Raw genomic sequence first — 24,501 nt, forward strand, 5'->3', positions numbered from 1 at the left:
CGCGCCGCGCGGGGGCGGGTTCCGTACCGGGCCGCGGGCTCAGTCCTTGCTCTCGAACGTAGCCCACATGTCGGGGCGGCGTTTGCGGGTCAGCTCTTCGGCCTGCGCCTGACGCCATTTCGCAATCTCGCCATGGTTGCCCGACATCAAAACGGGGGGAATCTCGCGCCCTTCCCATTCGGCGGGGCGGGTATATTGCGGATGTTCCAGCAGGCCCGAGGCGTGGCTTTCCTCTTCAATGCTCTCGGCATTGCCCAGCACCCCAGGCAAGAGGCGCACGGTGGCGTCGATCATCGCTTGGGCGGCCAACTCGCCCCCCGTCATGACAAAATCGCCCAGGCTGACCTCGGTGATGCCGAAATGCTCGATCACCCGCTCGTCGACCCCCTCGAATCGCCCGCAGAGCATTGTCACCCCCGCGCAGCTTGCCAGATCGCGCGCCATGGCCTGATCGAACCGCCGCCCGCGCGGCGACATGTAGAGGATCGGCCAGCGCCCATGGGCGTGGCTTTGCGCGCGCGCCAGCGCCGGGCCGACCACATCGGCGCGCATGACCATGCCCGCCCCGCCGCCTGCGGGGGTGTCATCGACATTGCGGTGCTTGCCGATGCCAAAGTCGCGCAGGTCATGGGTGTGCAATTGCCAACGCCCTTCATGCAGCGCCTTTCCGGTCAGGCTGGCCCCCAGCACACCGGGGAAGAGATCGGGAAACAGCGTGACGATCCGGGCCTGCCAGACATCGGCATAATCGGGCGCGTCTTGCATCAGGGCGCGGGGTTTGAGGCTGGGGCGTGCGCTTTGACGTCCGTGAGAGCGGGTGGGTTTCATGCGGTTCCTGCCTGTTGCAATAGAGCGGTCTTGGCGCGGCGGCGCGCCTCGGGGTCATCGGCGTGTTGGCGGTTGGCGTCAAGCAGAGCCTGCAAAAGTTCCGCGGGCAAGCGCTGGTTCTCGGGCGGTGGCACGGTCATCTGCGCCAAGACCTCAGGCGGCAATGCGCAAAGGTCTAGAAGGGGCGTCGCGGGGCCGAACGGCAGGTCGCGGCAGGCCTCCAGCCGCGCGTGATGCACCGGGCAGGGCAGACGCCGGGCAATCGTTTCGGCCACCCCATCCAAATCTGCCGCTGGGGCGTAGCGGGCTGTGAAAGTGGCAAGGTCGAGCGTCATGGAGGAGGCTTTGACATGCTCCCAATAGGCCGAAGCGATCCAATCCGCCGGATCGCGGGTCGAGAGGTAGACCATGATCTCTGCTCGGGGGAAACGGCGGCGCAGGCTGCGGGTAAAGGTCTCCAGCAGTTCGGGCGCGGCGCTGTAATCGGCCAGAGCGCCCCGCCCGGGCATGTGACCGGCCAGTTCCTCGGCCGAGAGGACCAGCGTCCGGCGCGGCATCCGGGGCAGGGCGTCGAGAAGGGCGTCGAAGCGGTATTCGGCCTTGAGCAACGTGAGCGGGTCGCGCCATGTAGAGTAGCCGCGGGCGGCATGCAGCAGGTCTTTCATTTGCCAGCGCAGGCGCAGGGCAACATGGGGTTTCAGCAGGGCGCGATTGGCGCGCAGGGTGGCTTGAACGGAACTGGTCCCGGTCTTGTGAAAGCCGGGATGCAGGATGATCCGGCGGGGCATCATCCGGCTCCGGTCTCAGCCATCCTTGCCCTCAGGCAGCACGCCCAAAGGCGGGTCGGCGATGATCCGGCCCGAGGCAAGGTCGACCGTCGGCACGGCGGCTTTGGTGAAGGGCAGGAAGGTGGTGGCCGAGGTGCCTGCAAGTTGCAGTTCCAACAGATCGTCCGCCCCGTGGTTCTGCACCGTTTTCACGCGGCCCAGCAGCACGCCGCCGGTGTCATAGACCTCAAGCCCGATGAGATCGGCGTGGTAGAATTCGTCATCCGGCAGGCCCGGCAATTGATCCCGCGCGGCAAAGAGCGAGACACCGCGCAGATCGTCGGCCTCTTCCTTGGTGGTGATTTCGGCGATGCGCGCGGCAAAGCCGTTTTTGACCGGGTGCAGCAGGGCGAGGGTGAACTGGCGGCTGCCGTCTTCGGTGCTCAGCGGGCGGTAGTTTTCGATATCTTCGGGCACGGCGCAGTAGCTTTTCACGCGCACTTCGCCGCGCACGCCATAGGCGCCCGCGATGGCACCGACGCAGATCAGGTCTTGGTCACTCATTGCAACAACTCCGAATTCACGCAGATCGTCCCGGTCCATTCACCGGCCCCGGCTTTGCATTCATCCTGCATTAACTGCCGATCATAGCGGATGCCAAGGACAAAGCCGAGCACGAGCACGGACAGAAGGAACAGTAGCTTTCTCATTAGCGGGTCTCGACCTTGAGGCGGGGGGCGCGGGTCTCCCAACCCTTGGTTTCCAGTTCCGGCGTCAGGCTGTTCTCCTCGGGCCAGCCCATGCAAAGATAGGCCACCAGCGACCAGTCCTCTGGCACCGCGAGGTCACGGTTCAGCTTTGCCGGGTCGAGCACCGAGACCCAGCCCAGCCCGAGGCCATGGGCGCGGGCGGTGAGCCATAGGTGGGTGATCGCCCCCACCACCGAATAGCGCCGCATCTCGGGCATGGTGCCCGCGCCGAGGCCGCTGCCCTTTTCGGTGCTTTCATCACAGTAGATCGCCAATTGCTCGGGCGCGTCGCTCATGCCCGAAAGCTTGAGCCCCGCATAGAGCGCGGCCTTTTCACCATCGTATCCGGCGAGGGCGCGGGCATTGGCGGATTGGAAATTCTCAAGCGCGGCTTGGCGCGCGGTGTCGGAGGCAACGCGGATGATCCGCCAAGGTTCCGACAGGCCCACAGAGGGGGCGAGGTTAAAACTGTCGAGACAGCTTTGCACAAGCGCCTCGTCCATCGGGTCTGTGCGAAAGCGGCGCACATCGCGCCGCCATCGCATCAGGTCGTGCAGCCCGGCACGGAAGTCATCAGAGAATGTATCCATGCCGGGCGCTCGAAGCTTATTCTGCGGAAGCTTCTTCGGCAGGGGCGTTGGCAGCTTCGGCAGCGGCAGCAGCCTTGTCGGCTTTCTCCTGCGCGCGCTCTTGGGCTTTCTTGCCCGGTGCGCCCTTCTTGGGGTTGTTACGCTCGGTCTTTTCGCGGACGCCAGCGGCTTCCAGCATGCGAACAACGCGCTCGGTCGGCTGGGCGCCTTTGGCGATCCATTCCTGAACCTTTTCAACGTCCATTTTCACGCGGTCTTCGCTGTCTTTGGGCAGCAGCGGGTTGTAGGTGCCCAGCTTCTCGATGAAGCGGCCATCGCGCGGCATGCGGCTGTCGGCGGCCACGATGCGGTAGAAGGGGCGCTTTTTGGAGCCGCCGCGGGCGAGACGAATTTTCATTGCCATGGTGTTTAATCCTTTAGGTTGGTTGGGGGGACGGGAGGCCGTCCTATTCTTGGTGGGTTTTGTGGTGCCGAATGACTTCGGCGATGATGAAGTTCAAGAACTTCTTGGCGAAGACGGGGTCGAGGTCCGCCGCTTCCGCCAAATCTTCGAGCCGCTCGATCTGGGCCGCTTCGCGGGCCGGATCGGAGGGGGGAAGGTCGTGCGTGGCCTTGAGTTTCCCCACGGCCTGCGTGTGTTTGAACCGCTCGCCCAGCGTATAGACGAGGATCGCGTCGAGCCGGTCGATCGAGGCGCGGTGCTCTTTCAACAGCTCGGCGGCGCGGGCGGCGGTATCTGTGACGGGCTCGGTCATTTCTTCTTCCCGAAACCGCTAAGGCCCCCGGGCAGGCCCATGCCCCCGCCGAGGCCACCGCCCATGCCGCCCAGACCGCCGGGCAGCTTGCCGCCCATTTGTTTGGCCGCCGCTTCCAGCGCCTTGGGGTCCATCTGGGAAGGGTCCATGCCGCCGGGCATGCCGCCCTTGCCCATCATGCCCTTCATGGCCTGCTTGAGCATACCGCCTTTGCCCATCTTGCCCATCTTCTTCATCATGTCGGACATCTGGCGGTGCATCTTCATCAGCTTGTTGAGGTCCGAGACCTCCATGCCGGCACCCTTGGCGATACGCTTCTTGCGGCTGGCCTGCAGCAGGGCAGGGTTGGCGCGCTCTTTCTTGGTCATGGACTGGATGAGGGCGATCTGCTGCTTGAGGATCTTGTCGTCGAAACCGGCATCTTCGACCTGTTTCGCCATTTTCCCCATGCCGGGCATCATGCCCATCATGCCCTGCATGCCGCCCATCTTGATCATCTGTTCAAGCTGCATCTTCAGGTCGTTCATGTTGAACTGACCCTTGGCCATGCGCTTCATCATCTTCTCGGCCTGTTCGGCCTCGATGGTTTCCTGCGCCTTCTCGACCAGCGCCACGATGTCGCCCATGCCGAGGATGCGGCCCGCGATGCGCTCGGGCTCGAAGGTCTCAAGCGCGTCCATCTTTTCGCCCAGACCGACGAACTTGATCGGCTTTCCGGTCACGGCCCGCATCGAGAGCGCAGCACCGCCACGGCCATCGCCGTCCATCCGGGTCAGCACCACGCCAGAGATGCCGATACGCGCGTCAAAGTTCTCAGCCGTGTGCACGGCATCCTGACCGGTCAGGCCATCGACGACCAGCAATGTTTCACGTGGATTGGCCACGTCGCGCACGGCTTCGACTTGGCTCATCAACTCTTCGTCGATGGACAGGCGGCCCGCGGTGTCGAGCATATAGACGTCATAGCCGCCCAAGCCGGCCTGCGTTTTGGCGCGTTTGGCGATTTGCACCGGGCTTTCGCCCTTGACGATTGGCAGCGTGTCGACGCCGATCTGCGTGCCGAGAATCGCCAACTGCTCCATCGCGGCGGGGCGGTTCACGTCGAGCGAGGCCATCAACACGCGCTTGCCATCGCGGTCTTTCATGCGCTTGGCGAGTTTCGCGGTGGTGGTCGTCTTACCGCCGCCCTGCAGGCCGACCATCAGGATCGGCGCGGGCGGGCTGTCGATTTTCAGCGAACCGGGTTCGCCTTCGCCTTTCAGCACGTCGATCAGCGCGTCATGGACAATCTTGACGACCTGCTGGCCCGGCGTCACCGATTTGGTCACCGCTTGGCCCGTGGCCTTTTCCTGCACCGTCTTGACGAATTCACGCGCCACGGGCAGCGAAACGTCCGCTTCCAAAAGGGCGACGCGCACTTCGCGCAGGGCGGTCTTGACGTCCTCGTCGCTGAGCGCGCCTTGTTTGGTCAGGCGGTCAAAGACACCAGAGAGCCGTTCGCTTAGATTTTCAAACATGGGCACAGGGCCTTTCGGGTCGGTTGCACTTGCCCCTATTTAAGGACGCGCGCGAAAATGCACAAACGCCCCAGTGGGCGCAACGCGCTGACTGGGGGCGATCCCGACGACAGGCCGGGACCGGAAGGCAATGCTTCCGGAGATCGGTTGGCGTTTACGCGCTGCGGGGGTGCGAGTCAAGCCGCGTGGGGCGGCTGGCGAAAGGCCGCCACGAAAAAGCCGCGCCCCCGGTGTGGGGACGCGGCAGTTTTGGAAGAGAGGGCGGTGCGCTTAGGCCGCGTCGCGCAGCGCGTCGATCTGCGCATGGGCGCGGGCGATGGTGCCTTCGGCGTCCACGGCCAGTTGGTCTGTCGCGACGAAGGTCACATCGGTGATGCCCAGAAAGCCCAACACAAAGCGGAGGTAGCCGCTGGCGAAATCGGCGGCGGAATCGATGCCCGTCCCGCCCGAGGCGAAGGCCACGATGACGCGTTTGTCCTCCAGCAGCCCTTGGGGGCCGTCTTCGGTGTAGCGGAAGGTCACGCCAACGCGGGCGATCAGGTCAATCCAGGCTTTGAGCGAGGCGGGAATGGTGAAGTTGTAGATGGGCGCGCTGATCACGATCGTATCGGCGGCCTGCACTTCGGCGACCAGCGCGTCGGAGAGGGCGAGGGCTTCTTGATCCAGCTCGGTGCGCTCTTCGGCGGGTTTCACCCGGGCGCTGGCCCATGTCGAATCGATCAGCGGCAGGGGTTCGCTGGCGATGTCACGGGTGACGACGTCGCTGTCGCCCAGGGTTGCGATGATCCGGTCCGTCAGTTGGCGGGTGACGGAGTTTTCGCGGTTCACCGAGGTTTCAATGCGCAATGTGGCCATGGTGTTGATCCTTGTTCCAAGGGTAAATCTGATGGCATGGAATTGGCCATTGTGCTCGCAAACGCAACTGCCAGAATGAGCGTGACCATGTTCGTAAATGCACAAGTCGGGAAGGCGAGGTGAACAATGGACAATTGGGACGAGATCAGAACCGCCTATCAGGTCGCCCAGCTTGGCACCGTCAGCGGCGCGGCAGAGGTGCTGGGCGTGCATCATGCAACCGTGATCCGCCATATCGACGCGCTGGAGGGGCGGCTCGGCGTGAAGCTGTTTCAGCGTCATGCGCGCGGCTACACGGCGACTGAGGCGGGGGAGGACCTGCTGCGGGTGGCGCGGGCGACGGACGACCAGTTCAGCCAATTGGCGGGGCGGATCAAAGGGCGCGGCAGCGATGTTTCGGGGGAGTTGGTGATCACTTCGCTTGATTTTCTGGCCCCGCAGCTTGCGCCTTTGCTGACCGAGTTCCAGCGCCAAAACCCCGAACTTGTGGTGCGCTATCTGATCGGAGACCGCTTGTTCCGGCTGGAATATGGCGAGGCGCATGTCGCCATCCGTGCTGGGGCCGCGCCGGATCAGCCCGACAATGTGGTGCAGCCCTATGCGCAGTTGGCGGTGGGGGCCTATGCCAGCCGGGACTATGTGGCGCAGTACGGCATCCCGCAGGGGCCGGAAGATTATCACAAGCACCGTTTCATCGCCGCCGACAACCGAGACAGCCGCGCGCCCTATCACAAGTGGCTTTGGGCCACGGTGCCGGAGGAATGCGTGACATGGCGCAGCACCAGCGGTGCGGCGCTGGAGGCGGCGCTGCGGGCCGGGGCGGGGATCGGCGACTTGCCCGCGGCCATGGGGCGCAATGATCCGCAATTGGTCGAGATTCACGCGCCGCGCCCCGATTGGGGCAGTGCGCTGTGGCTGGTCACCCATGTTGATCTGCACCGCACCAGCAAGGTGCAGGCGGTGCTGCGGTTCCTCAAGGAACATGCCGAGGATGCTGTCGCATGTCCCGAATAAGCGCCGCGGCGCAGGGGCATCTGGCGATGCTTTGCTTCTCGGCTCTGGTGGCGGGGTCATTCTCGCTCGGGGCGCAGGTGGCGAATGAGATCACGCCGACGGCGCTGAACGCCGTGCGTTTTGCCTTGGCGACGGTTTTGGTCGGGGCCTTGGCATGGGGGCGGGGCGATATCAGCCGGGCGGGCTTTGCAGCGCCTTGGCGCTATTTCGTGCTGGCGGGGCTGTTCACGCTCTACTTTGTCTTAATGTTCGAAGGGTTGAAGACCGCGCCCCCGGTGGCTGCGGCGGCGGTCTTTACCCTCGTGCCGGTGATGGCGGCGGGGTTTGCCTGGCTGCTGATGCGGCAGGTCATGACGCCGCGCATGGCGCTGGCGCTGGCCATCGGCGGGGCCGGGGCGCTTTGGGTGATCTTTCGCGGCGACCTTGCGGCGCTTTTGGCCTTCGACATCGGGCGGGGGGAGGCGATCTATTTCGTCGGCTGCGTCAGCCACGCGCTCTATACCCCCATGGTAAGGCGACTGAACCGCGGCGAAAGCGCGGTGATGTTCACCTTTGGCACCCTGTTGGCGGGCACGGTGCTCTTGGGGCTTTACGGCTGGCAAGACCTCCGCGCGATCGATTGGAGCGCCCTGCGCCCCTTGGTCTGGATCACCATCCTCTATGTCGCGGTTTTCGCCACGGCGGCCACGGTGGTTCTGCTGCAATTCGCGGCGCTGCGGCTGCCTTCGGCCAAGGTCATGGCCTATACCTATCTCACGCCCAGCTGGGTAATCCTGTGGGAGTTGGGCTTTGGCAATGACCTGCCGGGGGCGCTGGTCTGGGGCGGGGTGTTGATGACGATCCTCGCGCTTTCGCTGCTGCTGCGCGCGGATGGCGAAGAAAGGTCATAAAAAATTCAAAAAGTTGCGGAATCGGCGGAACCTAAGCGCGACGCCCGGCGTTGGGGCGTGAATTAACAGTGAAGGACACCACCATGCGTAGTATTATTTACCTGATCGGGTTGATCGTCGTGGTTTTGGCTATTTTGCGTTTCGCATTCGGCGTCATCTGACCGTCGATTGATCCTCCCCTTGTCTTATTTACCTCGTGGCAAGGGGGGATCACTCTATCTATATAAGTTTCACCTACTCTGACCCTGAACGCATCTCGCCTTCGCCGCCCTCAGGCAGTTCGATCTCCAAGAAACGTTCGAAGGCATCAAGGTTCACCGGCTCGAATTGCCCGAACCCCTGCATCCAAACCGAAGCATCGCGCAGCGCATCCGGTTCCAGTTTGCACCATTTCACCCGCCCCCGCTTTTCCTGACTGATCAGCCCCGCCGCTGTCAGCACGCCCAGGTGTTTCGAGATCGCGGCGAGCGACATCTCGAAGGGCTCGGCGACATCGGTCACGGCCATATCATCCTCCAGCAGCATGGCGAGGATGGCGCGACGCGTGGGGTCGGCGAGGGCGGCAAACACCTGATCGAGGTCTTGGGTCATACGCTTGAATAGCGCGGGGCGCGCACAGGCGAAAGCGGGCATTGCGGCTAACTTAACCGCTGAGTTGAATAACCCTTCGGCGCGATTTCCTTGGGATTTGCCGGGCCCGTTTCAAGTGTGGGTAGCCTCCGCCTTCCGTAAGTCCTTGTAAACTCGTGGAAAGCTCCGGCGGCCAAGGTTGTTGACTCTAACCCGCCCTGACAGTAGCACCGCAGCAGATATTCCTAAGGGGATTTTGGTGTGACCAGCCCGGACCAACGGCAGCAGATGGAGCAGCTTGAGGCCAGACTGGCAGCTGCGAAAGAACGCGGCGCACCCAAGCCCCGGGCGGATGAACATTATTCGCAGGCCAATATGGCATGGCGGATGGTGATCGAACTTGTGGCCGGTCTTGGGATTGGTTTCGGCATCGGATACGGGCTGGATGTGCTCTTTGGCACGCTGCCCATCTTCATGGTGCTCTTTGTAATGCTGGGCCTTGCGGCGGGGGTGAAGACGATGCTCCGCACCGCTGAGGAAATCCAGGGTAAACAACAGGCCGAACCGGCCGAACAGGATACGCCCCATTCGGGCAAGGACGAGGGAGCCTGAGATGGCAACAGAGACACACGGCGCTGAAACAGGCGGTCTGGAATTCCACCCGATGGACCAGTTCATCGTATCGCCGCTCTTTGGCGACGATGCTTCCGTTGCTTGGTACACCATCACCAACGCGACCTTCTGGATGGCGCTGGCGGTTCTGGCCACTTTCGCGATGCTCGTTCTGGGCAGCGCGCGCCGCTCGGTCGTTCCGGGCCGCATGCAATCGGTCGCCGAACTGGCCTATGGCTTCATCCACAAGATGGTCGAAGACATCTGCGGCAAAGAGGGGCTGAAGTTCTTCCCCTATATCATGACCCTGTTCATGTTCATCGTCATGGCCAACTTCCTCGGCCTGATCCCGACAGCCTTCACCCCCACCGCGCATTTCTCGGTGACCGTGGTGCTGGCGCTGGCGGTGTTCATCACCGTGACCGTCGTCGGCTTCGTCAAGAATGGCGCGGCGTTCCTAAGCCTCTTCTGGGTGTCCTCGGCGCCTCTGGCCCTGCGCCCCGTGCTGGCGATCATCGAGCTGATCAGCTACTTCGTGCGCCCGGTCAGCCACTCCATTCGTCTGGCGGGTAACGTCATGGCGGGCCACGCGGTGATCAAGGTTTTCGCCGGTTTCGCCGCCATCGCTGTCATCTCGCCCGTTTCGGTCGTCGCGATCACCGCGATGTACGGTCTCGAAGTGCTGGTGGCCTTCATTCAGGCCTATGTCTTCACCATCCTGACATGCGTGTACCTCAAGGACGCGCTGCACCCGGCACACTAACAACCCCAACAACGGCGGGGTTTCCCGTCAAAGTTTTAACTTCCAATCGTAAGGAGATACCCCAATGGAAGGTCAACTCGCACATATCGGCGCAGGCATCGCAGGTCTCGGCACAGGCATCGCAGCCCTGGGTGTCGGCAACGTTGCCGCCAACTTCCTGTCCGGCGCACTGCGCAACCCCTCGGCAGCCGCAAGCCAGACAGCGACCCTGTTCATCGGCATCGCTTTCGCAGAAGCTCTGGGGATCTTCTCGTTCCTCGTCGCTCTGCTGCTGATGTTCGCTGTCTAAGCTCTCGGAACTGTAATCCTTACGAGCGGGCAGGCGCGCATCGCCGTGTCTGCCCGGCTGTAACGGCAAAGTTTCCAAGGAGAAGCCACGATGGCAACTGTAACAACCAGCGACGGGCTGGCCGACGCGACCGGCATTGCGACCCATGCTGCCGAAACGCCGGGCATGCCGCAGCTGAACTTCGATCACTGGGGCAACCAGATTTTCTGGCTGATCCTGGCGCTGATCGCCACCTACCTGATCCTGTCGCGCGTGGCTCTGCCCCGTATCGGTGCGGTTTTGGCCGAGCGCCAAGGGACCATCACCAATGACATCGCGGCTGCCGAAGACCTTAAGGTCAAGGCGCAGGAAGCCGAAGCCGCCTATGACAAGGCCCTGATCGACGCCCGTGCCGAGGCACAGCAGATCGTGGCTCAGGCAAAAGCGGACATGCAGGCTGATCTGGATGCCGAAATGGCCAAGGCCGATGCCGAGATTGCCGCGCAAGTGGCAGAATCGGAAAAAGCCATCGCCGAAATTCGCGCGGGCGCCATGGACAACGTGCAAGCCGTTGCCAAGGACACCGCCGAGGCCCTCGTCGCCGCTCTGGGTGGCACGGCCGATACCGCAACCGTCAGCGCTGCCGTCGACGCGCGGATGAAAGGATAAGCCATGACCAAATCCATGCGCCTGACACTTTCGACCCTGCTCGCCGGTCTCGCCGCTTCGCCGGCGCTTGCCGCCACGGGGCCTTTCTTTTCGCTGCGCAACACCGATTTCATCGTGTTGCTGGCCTTCCTGCTGTTCCTTGGGATCCTGATTTACTTCAAGGTGCCAACGCTTTTGATCGGCATGCTCGACAAACGCGCCGACGGCATCAAGACCGAGCTGGAAGAAGCCCGCGCCCTGCGTGAAGAAGCGCAAACCCTGCTGGCCTCTTACGAGCGCAAGCAGAAAGAGGTGCAGGACCAAGCGGACCGGATCGTGTCTTCTGCCAAGGAAGACGCCCGTCTTGCCGCCGAACAGGCGCGGGCGGATATGGCCAAGTCGCTTGAGCGTCGCATGGCCGCCGCGAAAGACCAGATCAGCTCGGCCGAGGCCGCCGCTGTGAAGGAAGTCCGCGACCAAGCCGTGACCATCGCCGTGGCCGCCGCGCGCGACGTGATCGCCAAGCAGATGACCGCCGCACAGGGCAACAAGCTGATCGACAATGGCATCGCTCAAGTCGAAGCCAAGCTGCACTAAGCCAGCGCCTTATAGATTTTTAAAAGCCCCGGCCCCGCCGGGGCTTTTTCTTTTGCGTTAGGCTTTTGTTAACTCTGCCGGGGCAGAGTTGCGCCATGCGGTTGCTCTTTATCATTGCGATTTTGTTCGGCCTCGCGGCCTGTACGGCGCCCAGTCGGGAGTTTCGGGGGCTGCCGGCGCAGCGGATCACCGTGGAGGGGTCGGTGTTCGATGTGCGCGTTCGAGGGGAACGGGCAGAGGCGGTGCGGGTAAACACCCAATACGCACCACGCTTTGGCCCCATCCGCGCGCGGGCCGGGCGCGCGATGGCACTTGTTAGCGACTGTGAGGTGAAGGAGGTTCTGGGCGATCAGGCGCTGGCGCTTGGGGTGCTAGACTGTGATTAGCCCGGGCTTTGTATTGCGGCATCGCATGGGGCGAGGGGCGCGGAATGGGCGAAGCGTGCTATCGACCCGATCCAACCGCGTGCCCGATAGGGCAAACTCGCCGATCAAGACAATATCTTGTGGATAACCGCCGACCGCCCCCTCTCCCTTGGGGCTTTTGATTGACTCGGACCCATGCCAAACGGCAAGTTCGCCGCTCAGGCGAGAATCAATCACGGCAGGGCTAACTTGCGCTTTTCCAAACTCAGATTAACCGGCTTCAAAAGCTTTGTGGACCCGACTGACCTCGTCATTTCCGACGGGTTGACCGGGGTCGTGGGGCCGAATGGCTGTGGCAAATCCAACCTGCTCGAAGCGCTGCGGTGGGTCATGGGCGAAAACCGCCCGACCGCCATGCGCGGCGGCGGCATGGAAGATGTGATCTTCGCCGGTGCCTCCTCCCGGCCCGCGCGCAACTTCGCCGAAGTGGCGCTGCATCTTGATAATAGCGACCGGTTGGCGCCTGCGGGGTTTAACGAGCAAGACGCGCTTGAAATCGTCCGCCGGATCACCCGCGACGTGGGCAGCGCCTATAAGGTGAACGGCAAGGATGTGCGCGCGCGCGATGTACAGATGCTTTTCGCCGATGCCTCGACCGGGGCGCATAGCCCCGCTTTGGTGCGGCAGGGCCAGATTGCCGAGTTGATCAACGCAAAGCCGAAAAGCCGTCGTCGCATTTTGGAAGAGGCCGCTGGCATCTCGGGTCTGTATCAGCGCCGCCATGAGGCCGAGTTGAAACTCAACGGGGCGGAGCAAAACCTCGCCCGCGTAGACGATGTTGTCGAACAACTGGCCGCGCAATTGGCCACTCTGGCCCGACAAGCCCGGCAGGCGGCGCGGTATCGTGAGATTGGCGAAGCATTGCGCCATGCAGAGGGCTTGTTGCTGTATCGCCGTTGGCGCGAAGCCGATGAGGCGCGTGCGAAAGCCGAGGGGGAATTGCGTGCTCGCGTCGCCGCCACGGCAGAGGCCGAAGCGCAGGTGCGCCGCGTGGCCGAAGGGCGGGCAGAGGCCGAAGCCGCCTTGCCACCCCTGCGCGAGGAAGAGGCGATTGCGACTGCGATCCTGCAACGTCTCACCACGCAGCGCGACACCCTGACCGAGGAAGAGGCGCGGGCGGCGTCGCTGATCGAAACCCTGACAGGCCGCATTGCCCAGCTGACCCGCGACATCGAACGCGAAGGCGGGCTGAACCGCGACGCGGAAGAAACGATCGCGCGTCTCGAAGAGGAAGCGGCAGACCTCGCCAAGGCGGATAAGGGGCACGACAGCGCGGTTAAGGCGGCGGAACAGGCCGCGCGGGAGGCAGCCGAAGTCTTGCAAACCCGCGAGGCCGATCTTTCGCAGCAGACCGAAGACGTGGCCCGTTTGGCCGCGCGCCACAGTTCGGCGGAACGCTTGCTTCAGGACAGCCGCAAGACGTCGGAAAAGTCGGAGGTCGAGGCCCGCAAGGCCCGCGATGCGGTGGCGCAAAGCCAAGCGACCCTCGACAAGGCCGGGCTAGATTTCGCGGCGGCTGAGAAGGCCGAAGCCGCTGCCGTCACCGCCTCGGCGGCGGCGGATGCCGCCCTTTTGGCTGCCGAAGAGACCCGCGCCGACACGCAATCGCGCGAGGCCGAGGCCCGCGCGGAGCGCTCTGAGGCGGAGGGCGAGGCCAAGGCCCTTCGCGCCGAGGTTGGCGCGCTGGCGAAATTGGTAGAGCGTGACAGTGCCGAAGGCGGGCAGATTCTCGACCGGTTGCAGGTGGAACAGGGCTTTGAGAAAGCGCTCGGCGCGGCCTTGGCCGATGACCTGCGTGCGCCTGAGGTAGAGGCCGATCGCCCCTCGGGATGGGCGCATTTGCCGAGCTACCCGGAGCCGCAGCCGCTACCCGCCGGGGTGCCCCCGCTCACGCAGCATGTCACCGTGCCGCAGGTGCTAGAGCGCCGGATGGCCCAAGTCGGGCTCGTTGATGCCGAAGCGGGCGCAGAGCTTCAGGCGCAGTTGCAGCCGGGGCAGCGCTTGGTGTCGAAGGAGGGGGACCTCTGGCGGTGGGACGGTTTCCGCGCGATGGCCGAAGATGCGCCCTCGGCAGCCGCGCTGCGCTTGCAGCAGTTGAACCGGTTGGAAGTCCTGAAACAGACGCTGGAACAGGCGAGCACCCGTGCCGATGCAGCGCGGGCGGCGCATGAGACCCTGCAGCAGCAATTGGCCGAACAGGCCGAGGCCGACAAACGGGCCCGCGAGGCGCGGCGCGATGCCGACAGGCAAGTCGCCGAGGCCGGCCGCGCGTTAAGTCGGGCGGAGGCAGATCGCAACCTCGCCCAAAGTCGGTTGGAGTCCCTCGGCCTAGCCGTGAAACGCCATGAGGAAGCCGCGATCACCGCGCGGGCCGAGGTGATGGACGCCGAGCGCACGCTGGCGGGCTTGGATGACCTTACCGCCGCCCGTGCGACTGTCGAGGATGTCCGCATGACGGTCGAGGCGTCGCGGATCACCATGATGTCGCGCCGTTCGGCCCATGACGAATTGCGCCGCGAGGGCGAGGCGCGCAGACGGCGGCTGCAAGAGGTCGCGAAAGAGGTCAGCGGCTGGCGGAATCGCTTGGAAACGGCGGGCAAGCGCAGCGCTGAATTGGTCGAGCGCAAGACCGCGTCGGAGGCCGAATTGACTGAGGCGAGCGCCGTTCCGGCGGAGATCGCGGCGAAGCGCGAAGACCTGTCGGGCGCGATCACCTCTGCCGAGGCCCGCCGCGCCCATGCCACGGAAACGCTCGCCGCCGCAGAAGCCGCCTTGAAAGCCGCGACGGATGCCGAGCGCGACGCGGAGCGGCAGGCCTCGGATGCGCGGGAGGCCCGTGCCCGGGCCGAGGCGCGCAGCGATGCCGCCCGTGAAACGGTGACCCATGCGGCAGAGCGCATTCAGGACGAACGGCAAAGCACGCCCGCGGCGCTGCGCGAGGCGCTCGATGTCGAGACGGTTCAGATTCCGCCGGTGGAAACGCTTGAAGAGGACGTGAACCGGTACAAGCGGCAGCGGGATTCCTTGGGCGCAGTGAACCTGCGCGCCGAGGACGATGCCAAAGAGATACGCGAAGAGCACGAAGCGCTGCTGACTGAGAAGGCCGATCTGGAAGAGGCGATCAAGACCCTGCGCAGCGGCATTGCGGGCCTCAACCGCGAGGGGCGGGAGCGGCTGCTGACTGCCTTTGATCAGGTGAATGCGAATTTCTCGATGCTGTTCACCCATCTCTTCGGCGGCGGTGAGGCGAACCTTGTGATGGTCGAAAGCGACGATCCCTTGGAAGCCGGGTTGGAGATCATGTGCCAGCCGCCGGGCAAGAAGCTGAGCACCCTTAGCCTGCTGTCGGGGGGGGAGCAGACATTGACCGCGATGGCGCTGATCTTTGCCGTCTTCCTCGCCAATCCGGCGCCGATCTGTGTGTTGGATGAGGTCGACGCGCCGCTTGATGACGCAAATGTGACCAGGTTCTGTGATCTGCTGGATGAGATGTGCCGTCAGACCGACACGCGCTTTCTGATCATCACGCACCATGCGGTGACGATGGCCCGGATGGACCGGCTCTTTGGCGTCACCATGGCGGAGCAGGGGGTGAGCCAATTGGTCTCTGTCGATTTGAAAAAGGCGGAAACGCTGGTGGCGTGAAGGTGGGAGACGCCGGTGATTTGTGCCGGCCCTTAAAGCGGGTGCGCATCAGTTTGCCGCGGGCTTTCGTGGCCGTTGGACAGGTGGTGTGAGCGTATGGCCCGGGCGGAGTTTTGTGTGAATGACGGGCTGTGATCAGCCTTTGCGCGCGACGGTGACGCCGGCAACATCCTCAATAAACGTTAGAATTCGGGCCTTTACCGCATCATCCTTGATGGAGCCGATGGCGTTTACGATGTCGAGCGAGGGGTCGTTGCTGGCCTCGGGCTTGTCGTCATCCAGCCCTTCGAAAAAATAGCCGGGGGTGACGTTGAGTATCCGGGCCAGCTCATGCAAACGGCTGGCGGCGATCCGGTTGGAGCCGATTTCATACTTTTGAATCTGTTGAAACGACAGTTTGAGTTCGCGTGCCACATCGGTCTGGGATTGCCGTCGCAGGGTGCGTGCCTGCTTGAGCCGACGACCGACGTGAACGTCTACGGGGTGGGACATGGTTCAATACCTCAGATTGAGTACAATATATTCACTACCCGCAATGTATTGAGGATCAATTGCCTAGATCTGGCCTCTTTGCGTTAACCAATTCACCCTAGCTGTATGGATTATATTGCGTTACCGGGTGATTCATGTACCATCCCTTGCCTATGAACCAGCATATGTCCGATATTGAGCCGGTCGCACCCGTGCCCCAAACCTTGCAAAAGGACCCCGCCCCGGCCCTTTTGTTCGAGATGATGCGCTCTTTCGTGATGCTGGCGCATACTTTGAACCTCAGCCATGCGGTGGCCGAATTGGCCAGCACGCGACAGACCGTCCGGCGGCATATCCAGCAGTTGGAAGAGGCGATGGGCGCGCCGCTCTTCACGATTGAGAACCGCCGCTATTCCCTGACCAAGGTCGGCGTGGAAGCCTTGCCCGAGGCACGCGATATTCTCGACCGGGGCAAGCTGTGGCTGGATGGCAAGACGCGCCATGCCGATGGCATGCTGCGCCTTTCGCATGAAGAGCCGAACGGCTGGTCCTTTCACCAACAACAGCAGCCCCTGTCGCTGATCTGGGACGGTGGCTCTGCCATGCTTCAGGCCGTGTTGCAGGCGTGGAGCCTGAGCCGGGGTGAGTTGGAAAGCGAAGCCTTTCGCGCCATGCGCCCCTATGTGTTGGTGTACCGCGACTCGCCCAACGGATGGATTTGTACCGAAGTGGGGGAGAAATCCTTTTACACGCAATGGTGGGGCTGGACCAATGCGCGCAGCAGCATCGGGCGGCCCATCAAACTCTTCCCGGGCGGTCCTGAGTTCGAGAATATGTTGAACTACCCCTTTCGGGAGGTCGAAGCGACCTGTGGCGTTCGCTTGGACGAGGTCGTCACCGAAATCCCGCGGGAGGAGGGGGGCGCGCCGGTGCCTCTGGCCTATAAACGTTTGCTGATGGCAGGGCGCTATCCGGACAAGAGCTTTGCCCTGATCGCGGCGGTCGACCGGTCGACCTCGGTCAATATCGTGGGGGTGGATGACAGTTTCCTGCGCGAGATGCCTTTGGATGCGAAGGTGACTTTCGCGGGCTAAGGGCCACGGAGCGTGAGATGCGAAAAGGGCCGCCCAACAGGGGCGGCCCTTTCTGTTTCGTCCTTGGCGACAGGCTTAGCTGATCGCCGCGGCTTTCACATCGTCGTCGATATGGGGCAGGTACTGCTCGAAGTTGTCCGAGAACATCTTGACCAGTTTTGCCGCCTGACGGTCATAGGCCTCCGGGTCGTCCCATGTGCGGCGTGGGTCGAGCAGGATGTCGGCCACGCCGTTCACCTCGACAGGGACATCGAAGCCGAAGTTCGGGTCTTTACGGAACTCGGCATCCGCCAGACGGCCTTCGAGGGCGGCGCTGAGCAGGGCGCGGGTCGCCTTGATCGGCATCCGCGAGCCGGTGCCATAGGCGCCGCCGGTCCAGCCGGTGTTCACGAGCCAGCAGGTGGCGCCGTGTTGGGCGATCTTTTCGCGCAGCAGGTTGCCGTAAACCTCGGGCCGGCGCGGCATGAAGGGGGCGCCGAAACAGGTGGAGAAGGTGGGCTCCGGCTCGGTCACGCCACGCTCGGTCCCCGCCACCTTGGAGGTAAAGCCGGATAGGAAGTGATACATCGCCTGCGCCGGGCTCAGCCGCGCGATCGGGGGCAGCACGCCGAAGGCGTCACAGGTCAGCATGATGATGTTTTTCGGGTGGCCGCCTACGGCCTTCTCACTTGCGTTCGAGATGTAGTGCAGCGGGTAGGCGGCACGCATGTTGGCGGTAAGCGAGTCGTCATCGAAGTCGAGTTCAAAAGTATCGGGATCGAAGACCATATTCTCGATCACGGTGCCGAATTTGGAGGTCGTAGCGTAGATCTCCGGCTCTGCCTCGGGGTTGAGGTTGATGGTCTTGGCATAGCAGCCGCCTTCGAAGTTGAAGGTGCCGTTGTCGGACCAACCGTGCTCGTCATCGCCGATAAGCGTGCGCTCGGGATCGGCGGAGAGGGTGGTCTTGCCGGTGCCCGAGAGGCCAAAGAAAACCGCGGTGTCGACCGGGTTGCCGTTGGCGTGGTTGGCCGAGCAGTGCATCGGCATGATGCCTTTTTCCGGCAGCAGGTAGTTCAGCAGGGTGAAGACCGATTTCTTGTTCTCGCCCGCGTATTCGGTGCCGCCGATGAGGATCATCTTACGGTCGAAGTTCATCGCGATCACGGTCTCGCTGCGGCAGTCATGCTTGGCCGGATCGGCCTGGAAGCTGGGGCAGTTAATGACGGTGAAATCGGCAGTGAAGTCCTTCAGCGCTTCGGCGTCGGGGCGGCGCAGCATGGTGCGGATGAAAAGCCCGTGCCATGCCAGTTCGGTCACCATGCGCACGTTGATCGCATGTTTGGGGTCCGCCCCGCCGACGAGGTCTTGGACGAAGTAGTCCTTGCCCTGCATATGTGCGAGCATGTCTTCGTAAAGCGCGTCGAAGCCCTCGGGCGACATCTCGGCGTTGTTCTCCCACCAGATGCTCTCGGCCACGCTGTCGGTCTTGACCACATGTTTGTCCTTGGGCGAGCGGCCCGTAAACTTGCCGGTGGTCACGAGGAAGGCCCCGCCTTTGCCAAGGCTGCCTTCGCCCCGTTTCAATGCCGCCTCGACCAGCGCAGGCTCGGTCAGGTTGTAATAGACATCGCCAAGCCCGCTGATCTTTTGATCCTCAAGGCTGAACTGCGGGTTTACCCGTCCAAATGTCATATGATGTCTCCTGTGGTAGCGCGTGAGCAGCGCAGAACGTGTCCGAGCGGGCGCAATTGCCCTGGGCGTCGGGGGCCTTGAGAGCCTCTTAACACGGGCGTTTTCAGGTTGAACAGGCAGCTTTGTCACAGTTAGCGCCATCATCTAAAACTTTGTTTCCGAGCGCTTAGAACCCGGCCCAATGCGGCGCGCGGGGCCCCGGCTTCCTCTTGGACCGGGCCGGTCAAAGTGCGGCAATTTAGCCATTCCTAACCAAATTATGACGGAATTGGTGCATCTCAGAGGCACGATTCGCACTTAAGGATTGATTCGATCTGTAATATTGGAGATCACTGACTCCAAAAATAAGAACGAATTGAGCAGCATAAGGAAGCAGGCAATGTCAAAGATCGCATTGGTAGACGATGACAGGAACATCCTGACATCCGTTTCGATGACTCTTGAAGCTGAAGGTTTCGAAGTGGAAACCTATAACGATGGCCAAGCGGCGCTGGACGCCTTCAACAAGAAACTGCCCGATATGGCGGTGCTGGACATCAAGATGCCCCGTATGGACGGCATGGATCTGCTCCAACGTCTGCGCCAGAAAACAGCGATGCCGGTGATCTTCCTGACCTCCAAGGACGATGAGATCGACGAGGTGCTGGGCCTGCGCATAGGGGCTGACGATTACGTCAAAAAACCCTTTAGCCAGCGCCTGTTGGTCGAGCGTATCCGCGCCCTTCTGCGCCGTCAGGACGCGGTCGAGACGAATGAGGTCGGCGATACCGAAGAGACCAAGGTGATGGAACGCGGCGATCTGCGGATGGACCCGCTGCGCCACGCGGTGAGCTGGAAGGGCAAGGATGTGTCGCTGACCGTGACCGAATTCCTGCTGCTGCAAGCCCTCGCGCAGCGCCCCGGTTTCGTGAAATCGCGCGACCAGCTGATGGATGTGGCCTATGATGATCAGGTCTATGTGGATGACCGCACCATCGACAGCCACATCAAGCGCCTGCGCAAGAAGATGCGCAGCGCAGATGATGAATTCTCGGCGATCGAGACGCTTTACGGCATCGGCTATAGATATAACGAAGAGTAAGCCCGTCGGTTAACGCGGGTCGAAAGGAAGCTTGTGCGGGACATGGCTGCTGGCAGGGACGGTGATGTTGTATTGGGGGACGATTGGGTCACCCCCGACAGTGCCGCGCCGGATGAAATTCGGGTCAAGCGTGAACGGCGGGGGCTGTTCTCGCTCCGCTCCTCGCCGCTGACGCGCAAGATCATTACCTTCAACCTGATCGCGCTCAGCGTTCTGGTGGCGGGGATCCTCTACCTTAATTCCTCGCGCGACAGTCTGGCGCTGCAACGCGCCGCGGCGCTGGTCTCTGAGACCGAGCTGATCGCTGATGTGATCGAAGCGCAACTGCCCGCAGGCGCGCCGGTGAACCTGACCACCGGCGATGGCGTCGATGTGGCTGCCACGCTCGACGGGCTGGACCTGCGCGGCGGCATCGAAGTCTTTGTCTATGATCCGGCGGAAACCTTGGTCGCCCGCACCGCAGGCAGCCTCACCGTGGCTGAGGCCCTCGCCGCCTCCGAGGCGGGTGAGCGGACCTTGCTGAACGACGGGTTGAACTGGCTTTGGGACCGGGTTTCGGCCCCCTTCAGCACCGATGAGGTGACCGCCACCCCGCCGCTTGAAGAGCAATTGCGCGGCATGGTCGGCACCAGCGTGACCAGCGGCACGCGGCTGGAAGGCACGCTTGCCATCGAAGGCGGCACGCTTTTCAGCGTGGTGACCCCCATCATGCAGGGCGAGACCCCCGTCGGCGTGGTCGCCGTGGCCAGCGCGGCGGGAGAGATCGACCGCCTTGTGCGCAGCGAACGTGAGCGCGTCTTGCAGATTTTCGTCATCGCGACCCTCGTCTCCATCGGCCTCAGCCTCGTTCTGGCCTCGACCATCGCCAATCCGCTGGCCGACCTCTCTGCCGCCGCCGAACTGGGCCGCGACAAGGACGCGCGCAAGATGAACCCCGGCCGTATCCGCATCCCCGATCTGACCGCGCGGCCCGATGAGATTGGCCGCCTGTCAGGCGCGCTGCGCGGCATGGTTTCGGCGCTTTACAACCGGATCGACGGCAACGAACAATTCGCCGCCGATGTGGCCCATGAGATCAAGAACCCGCTCGCTTCGCTCCGGTCTGCCGTGGGCACGCTGCGCATGGTCAAACGTGACGACCAGCGCGAGAAACTGCTGGATGTGATCGAACATGACGTGCGCCGCCTCGACCGTTTGGTGAGCGACATCTCCAATGCCTCGCGGCTCGATTCCGAACTGGTCAAGGAAGAGGAAGAACCCTTCGACCTGCTGCAAATGCTGGGCAATCTGGGCCAGTACCTCGGCGAAGATGCGAAATCCAAAGGCATCGATTTCATCACCGATCTGCCCGCTGCGCCGATCACCGTGCATGGGCTGGAAGCCCGTTTGGCGCAGGTCTTCGTGAACCTGATCACCAACGCGATTTCCTTTTGCGAAGACGGCGACGCGATCCGGGTCTGGGCTCGCAAACGTGCCAATCGCGTGTTGATCGTGGTCGAGGACACCGGCCCCGGCATCCCTGAACAGGCGCTCGGCAAAATCTTTAAACGCTTCTATTCGCAGCGCCCCGAAGAGCATTTTGGCAACAACTCCGGCCTCGGCCTCGCGATCTCGAAGCAGATCGTCGAAGCCCATGGCGGCGTGATTTGGGCCGAGAACATCCGCCCGACCGAGGCCGACATCACCTCCGAACCGCTCGGCGCGCGTTTTGTCGTGGGGCTGCCCACCTAAATCCCGGGCGCGGGGCCTGATATGACCGTCGAGCGCGAAAACCTCCACGCCAGCTGCGTGGCGATCAATGGGCGCGGGGTGCTGATCCTTGGGCCGTCGGGTGCTGGCAAATCGTCGCTCGCCCTGCAACTGATCGCCCTCGGTGCCAAGCTGGTGGCCGATGATCGCACCGATATCATGCGCGACGGGGATCAGGTGATTGCCAGCGTCCCCGAGCCGATCCGCGGCCTGATCGAGGCGCGCTATGTCGGCATTCTGCGATGCGAGGATCACGGCCCCGTGCCGCTGGGCCTGGTCGTCGATCTGGCCCGCACCGAAGACCAGCGCCTTCCCGAAGGGCACAGCCATATGCTACGGGGTGTCACGTTGCCCTGTTTTCACAAATGCGATAGCGCTCATTTTGCGGCAGCAATTCATCTGTATATGTCAGGTGTGGAAGAACCGAATTGATCAGTCAAACCTCATCAACAGACCCCGCCCCGCGGCGGTTGGTCCTTGTCACCGGCCCTTCGGGCGCCGGGCGGTCCTCTGCGCTCAACGTGCTGGAGGATGCGGGGTTCGAGGCGATCGACAACCTGCCGCTGCGGTTGCTGCCCGCGCTGCTTGACCGCCCCGGCGATGCGCAATCGGTGGCCTTGGGGATCGACGCCCGCAACCGGGACTTTTCCACCGAAGGCGTGCTGGAGCTGATGGGCCGCCTGACGGCTGAACCGGGGTGGCGCGCGGAACTGCTCTATCTCGATTGCGCGCCCGATGTGCTCCTGCAACGCTTTTCCGAAACCCGCCGCCGCCACCCGCTGGCCCCGGCTGACCGCCCCGTCGACGGGATCGCGCGCGAGCAGGAATTGCTCCACCCGATCCGCGCCCGCGCCGATGTGTTGATCGATACGACAACGCTGAACGTTCACGAGCTGCGCGCCGAGGTCGAACAATGGTTCGCCCCCGGCGGGCAACGCCAACTCACGGTCTCGGTGCAGAGCTTTTCCTACAAACGGGGCCTTCCGCGCGGCGTTGATGTGGTGCACGACTGCCGCTTTCTGAACAATCCCTATTGGGTGCCCGAATTGCGCAGCGGCGACGGGCGCGAGCCTTCCGTGGCGGCCCATGTGGCGGGGGACAAACGCTACGCCGATTTCGCCGACAAGGTGCTCGACCTCAGCCTGCTGCTGCTGCCCGCCTACCGCGAAGAGGGCAAATCCCATATCTCCATCGCCTTCGGCTGCACGGGCGGGCAACACCGCTCTGTCGCCATGGCCGAAGATCACGCTTTGCGCCTTGCAGAGCAGGGCTGGCAGGTGTCAATTAGGCACCGAGAGCTGGACCGTCAGCATCGTGAAGGAAGCAAGCCGTGATCGGGATCGTCATCGTCGCACATGGGGGGCTGGCGCAAGAATATCTTGCCGCCATCGAACATGTCGTGGGATCCCAATTCGGCGTGCGCGCCATCGCCATCGAAGCCGACCATGACCGCGCCGACAAAGAACGCGAGATTTGCGGCGCCGCCGATGCGGTGGACCAAGGCGCCGGTGTGGTGGTTGTCACCGATCTTTTCGGCGGCTCCCCCTCGAACCTCAGCCTCTTGGCCTGCCGCCCGGAAAACCGCCGGATCATCTACGGCGCGAACCTCCCCATGCTGATCAAACTCGCCAAATCGCGACATATGGATGTGCCCGATGCCGTGCGTGCCGCGCTCGAAGCTGGTAAGAAGTATATCGACAGCCAGAATGTCAGCGCAGGTTAGAAGGCCCCAAGACGTCATGCCCGAATTTTCTTTAAAGATCGTTAACGAAAAAGGCCTGCACGCGCGCGCCTCCGCCAAATTGGTCGAGGTGGTCGAGGCGTTTGATGCCCGCGCCGAAGTCAGCAAGGATGGCATGTCGGCCTCGGGCGACAGTATCATGGGGCTCTTGATGCTCGGCGCGTCGCGCGGCACCACCATCGATGTCCAAACCTCCGGCCCCGATGCCGAGGCCTTGGCCGAAGCTTTGACTGCCCTCGTGGCGGATAAGTTCGGCGAAGGGTTTTAGGCCCGCCAAGCGGGAAAAGGAACCGCCGACCCCATGGAAGACGTGCAAAACATCGCGGCCGAGCCGGCCCAGACAGGCGACGGCACGGTGACCTTCACCAAATACGACCGCCGCAGCCTGTCCTATGCCTCGACCTTTGATGACCCATGGAAGGCGCGGGTGATCTCCGCGATGGAGCTTTTCACCGGCAAGCTCAAAATCCTTCGTCTGATCCGTAAGTTCGAACAACGCGGCACCCCCTCAGGCCAGGCCTTCTGGCGCGCGGCGCTCGACACGATGGGCATCGACCTCACCACGCCGCAAGAGCAGCTGGACCGCATCCCGAAAGAGGGGCCGGTCGTCGTCGTGGCGAACCACCCCCACGGTATGGTCGACGGCATGATTTTTGCCGATCTCATCGGCCGCGTACGCCCCGATTATCGTATCCTCACCCGGTCGCTGCTTACCTCCATCGACGAGGTGGCAGGCAGCTACATGATCCCGGTGCCCTTCCCACATGACCCGGATGCGCAGCGCAAAGGCGTGGAAATGCGCGCCAAGGCCATGGCCCACCTCAAAGAAGGCGGCGTCGTGGCGCTCTTCCCCTCAGGCGTCGTTGCGGCCTCGGAAAGCTGGTGGGGCCCGGCGGTCGAAGCGGAATGGAACGTCTTCACCGCCAAGATGATCCGCCGTTCCGGTGCGCAGGTGGTGCCGATGCGATTCCCGGGCCAGAACAGCCGCGCCTATCAGATTGCCAACAGGCTCAGCCCGATGCTGCGCCAAGGGCTCTTGCTGCATGAGATCGCCCACGCCTGCGACAAACCCCAAGGCCCCATCGTCGGCCACCCGCTCGCCCGCGAAGAGATCGACCGCTGGGCCGACGACCCGCGCGGTTTCATGGCTTGGCTGCGCGCCCATACTCTGGCGCTCACCAACTAAACTTCATCCTTT

29 protein-coding genes are annotated in these 24,501 nt (G+C 63.1%); 17 read left to right on the forward strand and 12 right to left on the reverse strand.

All coding sequences use genetic code 11. The annotated features are described in order from the left end of the window. Positions 1 to 39 precede the first annotated feature (39 nt). From trmD to ACGYLQ_RS02495, 9 genes are all read right to left on the reverse strand, one after another. The gene (gene trmD, locus ACGYLQ_RS02455) at positions 40 to 828 is read right to left on the reverse strand and encodes a tRNA (guanosine(37)-N1)-methyltransferase TrmD (RefSeq protein ID WP_394440183.1); all 789 of its coding nucleotides are present in this window, start codon (positions 826 to 828) and stop codon (positions 40 to 42) included. After that, positions 825 to 1,616: a hypothetical protein gene (locus tag ACGYLQ_RS02460; RefSeq protein ID WP_394440185.1), complete on the reverse strand. Its 792-nt coding sequence runs from the start codon at positions 1,614 to 1,616 to the stop codon at positions 825 to 827. Before ACGYLQ_RS02460 ends, trmD begins: the two co-directional genes overlap by 4 nt. Before the next feature lie 15 nt (positions 1,617 to 1,631). Continuing rightward, positions 1,632 to 2,159 (reverse strand): ribosome maturation factor RimM, encoded by a 528-nt coding sequence (rimM, locus tag ACGYLQ_RS02465; RefSeq protein WP_271688341.1) that lies wholly within the window; start codon positions 2,157 to 2,159, stop codon positions 1,632 to 1,634. Continuing rightward, the gene (locus ACGYLQ_RS02470; protein WP_169306052.1) at positions 2,156 to 2,305 is read right to left on the reverse strand and encodes a hypothetical protein; all 150 of its coding nucleotides are present in this window, start codon (positions 2,303 to 2,305) and stop codon (positions 2,156 to 2,158) included. The genes rimM and ACGYLQ_RS02470 overlap by 4 nt, the downstream gene beginning before the upstream one ends. Beyond that, positions 2,305 to 2,934, reverse strand: coding sequence for a 5,6-dimethylbenzimidazole synthase (bluB, locus tag ACGYLQ_RS02475; protein ID WP_394440187.1), 630 nt, complete (start codon positions 2,932 to 2,934; stop codon positions 2,305 to 2,307). The genes ACGYLQ_RS02470 and bluB overlap by 1 nt, the downstream gene beginning before the upstream one ends. A gap of 16 nt (positions 2,935 to 2,950) precedes the next feature. Continuing rightward, on the reverse strand, positions 2,951 to 3,337 hold the full coding sequence (rpsP, locus tag ACGYLQ_RS02480; RefSeq protein WP_394440189.1) for a 30S ribosomal protein S16: 387 nt from the start codon (positions 3,335 to 3,337) through the stop codon (positions 2,951 to 2,953). Between the two features lie 43 nt (positions 3,338 to 3,380). Next, a complete protein-coding gene (locus ACGYLQ_RS02485) occupies positions 3,381 to 3,689 on the reverse strand; it encodes a chorismate mutase (RefSeq protein WP_394440191.1) in 309 nt (102 codons plus the stop codon). Further along, positions 3,686 to 5,206 carry a signal recognition particle protein gene (gene ffh / locus ACGYLQ_RS02490; RefSeq protein WP_067262238.1) on the reverse strand — a complete coding sequence of 507 codons (1,521 nt, stop codon included), beginning with the start codon at positions 5,204 to 5,206 and terminating at the stop codon, positions 3,686 to 3,688. Before ffh ends, ACGYLQ_RS02485 begins: the two co-directional genes overlap by 4 nt. A 270-nt stretch (positions 5,207 to 5,476) precedes the next feature. Next, entirely contained in the window at positions 5,477 to 6,061 is a 585-nt protein-coding gene (locus tag ACGYLQ_RS02495; RefSeq protein WP_394440193.1) for an FMN-dependent NADH-azoreductase, read from the reverse strand. A gap of 126 nt (positions 6,062 to 6,187) precedes the next feature. On the opposite strand from ACGYLQ_RS02495, the gene ACGYLQ_RS02500 reads away from it, so the two are divergent. Further along, on the forward strand, positions 6,188 to 7,075 hold the full coding sequence (locus tag ACGYLQ_RS02500) for a LysR family transcriptional regulator (protein WP_394440195.1): 888 nt from the start codon (positions 6,188 to 6,190) through the stop codon (positions 7,073 to 7,075). After that, on the forward strand, positions 7,063 to 7,965 hold the full coding sequence (locus ACGYLQ_RS02505; RefSeq protein ID WP_394440197.1) for a DMT family transporter: 903 nt from the start codon (positions 7,063 to 7,065) through the stop codon (positions 7,963 to 7,965). Before ACGYLQ_RS02500 ends, ACGYLQ_RS02505 begins: the two co-directional genes overlap by 13 nt. 234 nt (positions 7,966 to 8,199) lie before the next feature. Here ACGYLQ_RS02505 and ACGYLQ_RS02510 read toward each other — a convergent pair whose 3' ends face one another. Further along, positions 8,200 to 8,556: a helix-turn-helix transcriptional regulator gene (locus ACGYLQ_RS02510; RefSeq protein ID WP_271690001.1), complete on the reverse strand. Its 357-nt coding sequence runs from the start codon at positions 8,554 to 8,556 to the stop codon at positions 8,200 to 8,202. 240 nt (positions 8,557 to 8,796) lie between these two features. Here ACGYLQ_RS02510 and ACGYLQ_RS02515 point away from each other — a divergent pair, with 240 nt between their 5' ends. The 7 genes from ACGYLQ_RS02515 (at position 8,797) to smc (ending at position 15,493) form a co-directional block, all read left to right on the forward strand. Next, entirely contained in the window at positions 8,797 to 9,147 is a 351-nt protein-coding gene (locus ACGYLQ_RS02515) for an AtpZ/AtpI family protein (protein WP_067260640.1), read from the forward strand. A 1-nt stretch (position 9,148) separates the two neighbouring features. Then, positions 9,149 to 9,910, forward strand: coding sequence for a F0F1 ATP synthase subunit A (locus tag ACGYLQ_RS02520; protein WP_067260637.1), 762 nt, complete (start codon positions 9,149 to 9,151; stop codon positions 9,908 to 9,910). Positions 9,911 to 9,974: 64 nt separating this feature from the next. Continuing rightward, positions 9,975 to 10,199, forward strand: coding sequence for a F0F1 ATP synthase subunit C (locus ACGYLQ_RS02525; RefSeq protein ID WP_007118046.1), 225 nt, complete (start codon positions 9,975 to 9,977; stop codon positions 10,197 to 10,199). A 90-nt stretch (positions 10,200 to 10,289) separates the two neighbouring features. After that, positions 10,290 to 10,847, forward strand: coding sequence for a F0F1 ATP synthase subunit B' (locus tag ACGYLQ_RS02530; protein WP_136720208.1), 558 nt, complete (start codon positions 10,290 to 10,292; stop codon positions 10,845 to 10,847). A gap of 15 nt (positions 10,848 to 10,862) precedes the next feature. Further along, the gene (locus tag ACGYLQ_RS02535; RefSeq protein ID WP_209216985.1) at positions 10,863 to 11,423 is read left to right on the forward strand and encodes a F0F1 ATP synthase subunit B; all 561 of its coding nucleotides are present in this window, start codon (positions 10,863 to 10,865) and stop codon (positions 11,421 to 11,423) included. A 95-nt stretch (positions 11,424 to 11,518) separates the two neighbouring features. Continuing rightward, positions 11,519 to 11,809 carry a hypothetical protein gene (locus ACGYLQ_RS02540; protein ID WP_394440199.1) on the forward strand — a complete coding sequence of 97 codons (291 nt, stop codon included), beginning with the start codon at positions 11,519 to 11,521 and terminating at the stop codon, positions 11,807 to 11,809. 228 nt (positions 11,810 to 12,037) lie between these two features. After that, entirely contained in the window at positions 12,038 to 15,493 is a 3,456-nt protein-coding gene (gene smc, locus ACGYLQ_RS02545) for a chromosome segregation protein SMC (protein WP_394440201.1), read from the forward strand. A gap of 135 nt (positions 15,494 to 15,628) precedes the next feature. On the opposite strand, the gene ACGYLQ_RS02550 is transcribed toward smc, so the two are convergent. Continuing rightward, positions 15,629 to 15,985: a helix-turn-helix domain-containing protein gene (locus ACGYLQ_RS02550; protein WP_209216519.1), complete on the reverse strand. Its 357-nt coding sequence runs from the start codon at positions 15,983 to 15,985 to the stop codon at positions 15,629 to 15,631. 164 nt (positions 15,986 to 16,149) lie between these two features. Here ACGYLQ_RS02550 and ACGYLQ_RS02555 point away from each other — a divergent pair, with 164 nt between their 5' ends. Next, positions 16,150 to 17,058, forward strand: coding sequence for a LysR family transcriptional regulator (locus tag ACGYLQ_RS02555; protein ID WP_394440203.1), 909 nt, complete (start codon positions 16,150 to 16,152; stop codon positions 17,056 to 17,058). Positions 17,059 to 17,133: 75 nt separating this feature from the next. Here ACGYLQ_RS02555 and ACGYLQ_RS02560 read toward each other — a convergent pair whose 3' ends face one another. Beyond that, on the reverse strand, positions 17,134 to 18,732 hold the full coding sequence (locus ACGYLQ_RS02560) for a phosphoenolpyruvate carboxykinase (protein WP_271692399.1): 1,599 nt from the start codon (positions 18,730 to 18,732) through the stop codon (positions 17,134 to 17,136). 379 nt (positions 18,733 to 19,111) lie between these two features. On the opposite strand from ACGYLQ_RS02560, the gene ACGYLQ_RS02565 reads away from it, so the two are divergent. From ACGYLQ_RS02565 to ACGYLQ_RS02595, 7 genes are read left to right on the forward strand one after another with little or no spacing between them, the layout of a single operon-like run. Next, a complete protein-coding gene (locus tag ACGYLQ_RS02565) occupies positions 19,112 to 19,813 on the forward strand; it encodes a response regulator transcription factor (RefSeq protein ID WP_394440205.1) in 702 nt (233 codons plus the stop codon). 42 nt (positions 19,814 to 19,855) lie between these two features. Next, the gene (locus ACGYLQ_RS02570; RefSeq protein WP_322328913.1) at positions 19,856 to 21,544 is read left to right on the forward strand and encodes a sensor histidine kinase; all 1,689 of its coding nucleotides are present in this window, start codon (positions 19,856 to 19,858) and stop codon (positions 21,542 to 21,544) included. A 21-nt stretch (positions 21,545 to 21,565) separates the two neighbouring features. Then, a complete protein-coding gene (locus ACGYLQ_RS02575; protein ID WP_394440207.1) occupies positions 21,566 to 21,994 on the forward strand; it encodes an HPr kinase/phosphorylase in 429 nt (142 codons plus the stop codon). Then, entirely contained in the window at positions 21,991 to 22,896 is a 906-nt protein-coding gene (rapZ, locus tag ACGYLQ_RS02580) for an RNase adapter RapZ (RefSeq protein WP_394440209.1), read from the forward strand. Before ACGYLQ_RS02575 ends, rapZ begins: the two co-directional genes overlap by 4 nt. After that, positions 22,893 to 23,285 carry a PTS sugar transporter subunit IIA gene (locus tag ACGYLQ_RS02585; protein WP_067260606.1) on the forward strand — a complete coding sequence of 131 codons (393 nt, stop codon included), beginning with the start codon at positions 22,893 to 22,895 and terminating at the stop codon, positions 23,283 to 23,285. Before rapZ ends, ACGYLQ_RS02585 begins: the two co-directional genes overlap by 4 nt. A gap of 16 nt (positions 23,286 to 23,301) precedes the next feature. Beyond that, a complete protein-coding gene (locus tag ACGYLQ_RS02590; protein ID WP_067260603.1) occupies positions 23,302 to 23,571 on the forward strand; it encodes an HPr family phosphocarrier protein in 270 nt (89 codons plus the stop codon). Between the two features lie 33 nt (positions 23,572 to 23,604). Next, positions 23,605 to 24,489 carry a lysophospholipid acyltransferase family protein gene (locus ACGYLQ_RS02595; protein WP_271692395.1) on the forward strand — a complete coding sequence of 295 codons (885 nt, stop codon included), beginning with the start codon at positions 23,605 to 23,607 and terminating at the stop codon, positions 24,487 to 24,489. Positions 24,490 to 24,501: the final 12 nt, after the last annotated feature.

This window comes from Sulfitobacter sp. 1A12779 (assembly GCF_043557315.1).
Taxonomy (GTDB): Bacteria; Pseudomonadota; Alphaproteobacteria; order Rhodobacterales; family Rhodobacteraceae; genus Sulfitobacter; species Sulfitobacter faviae.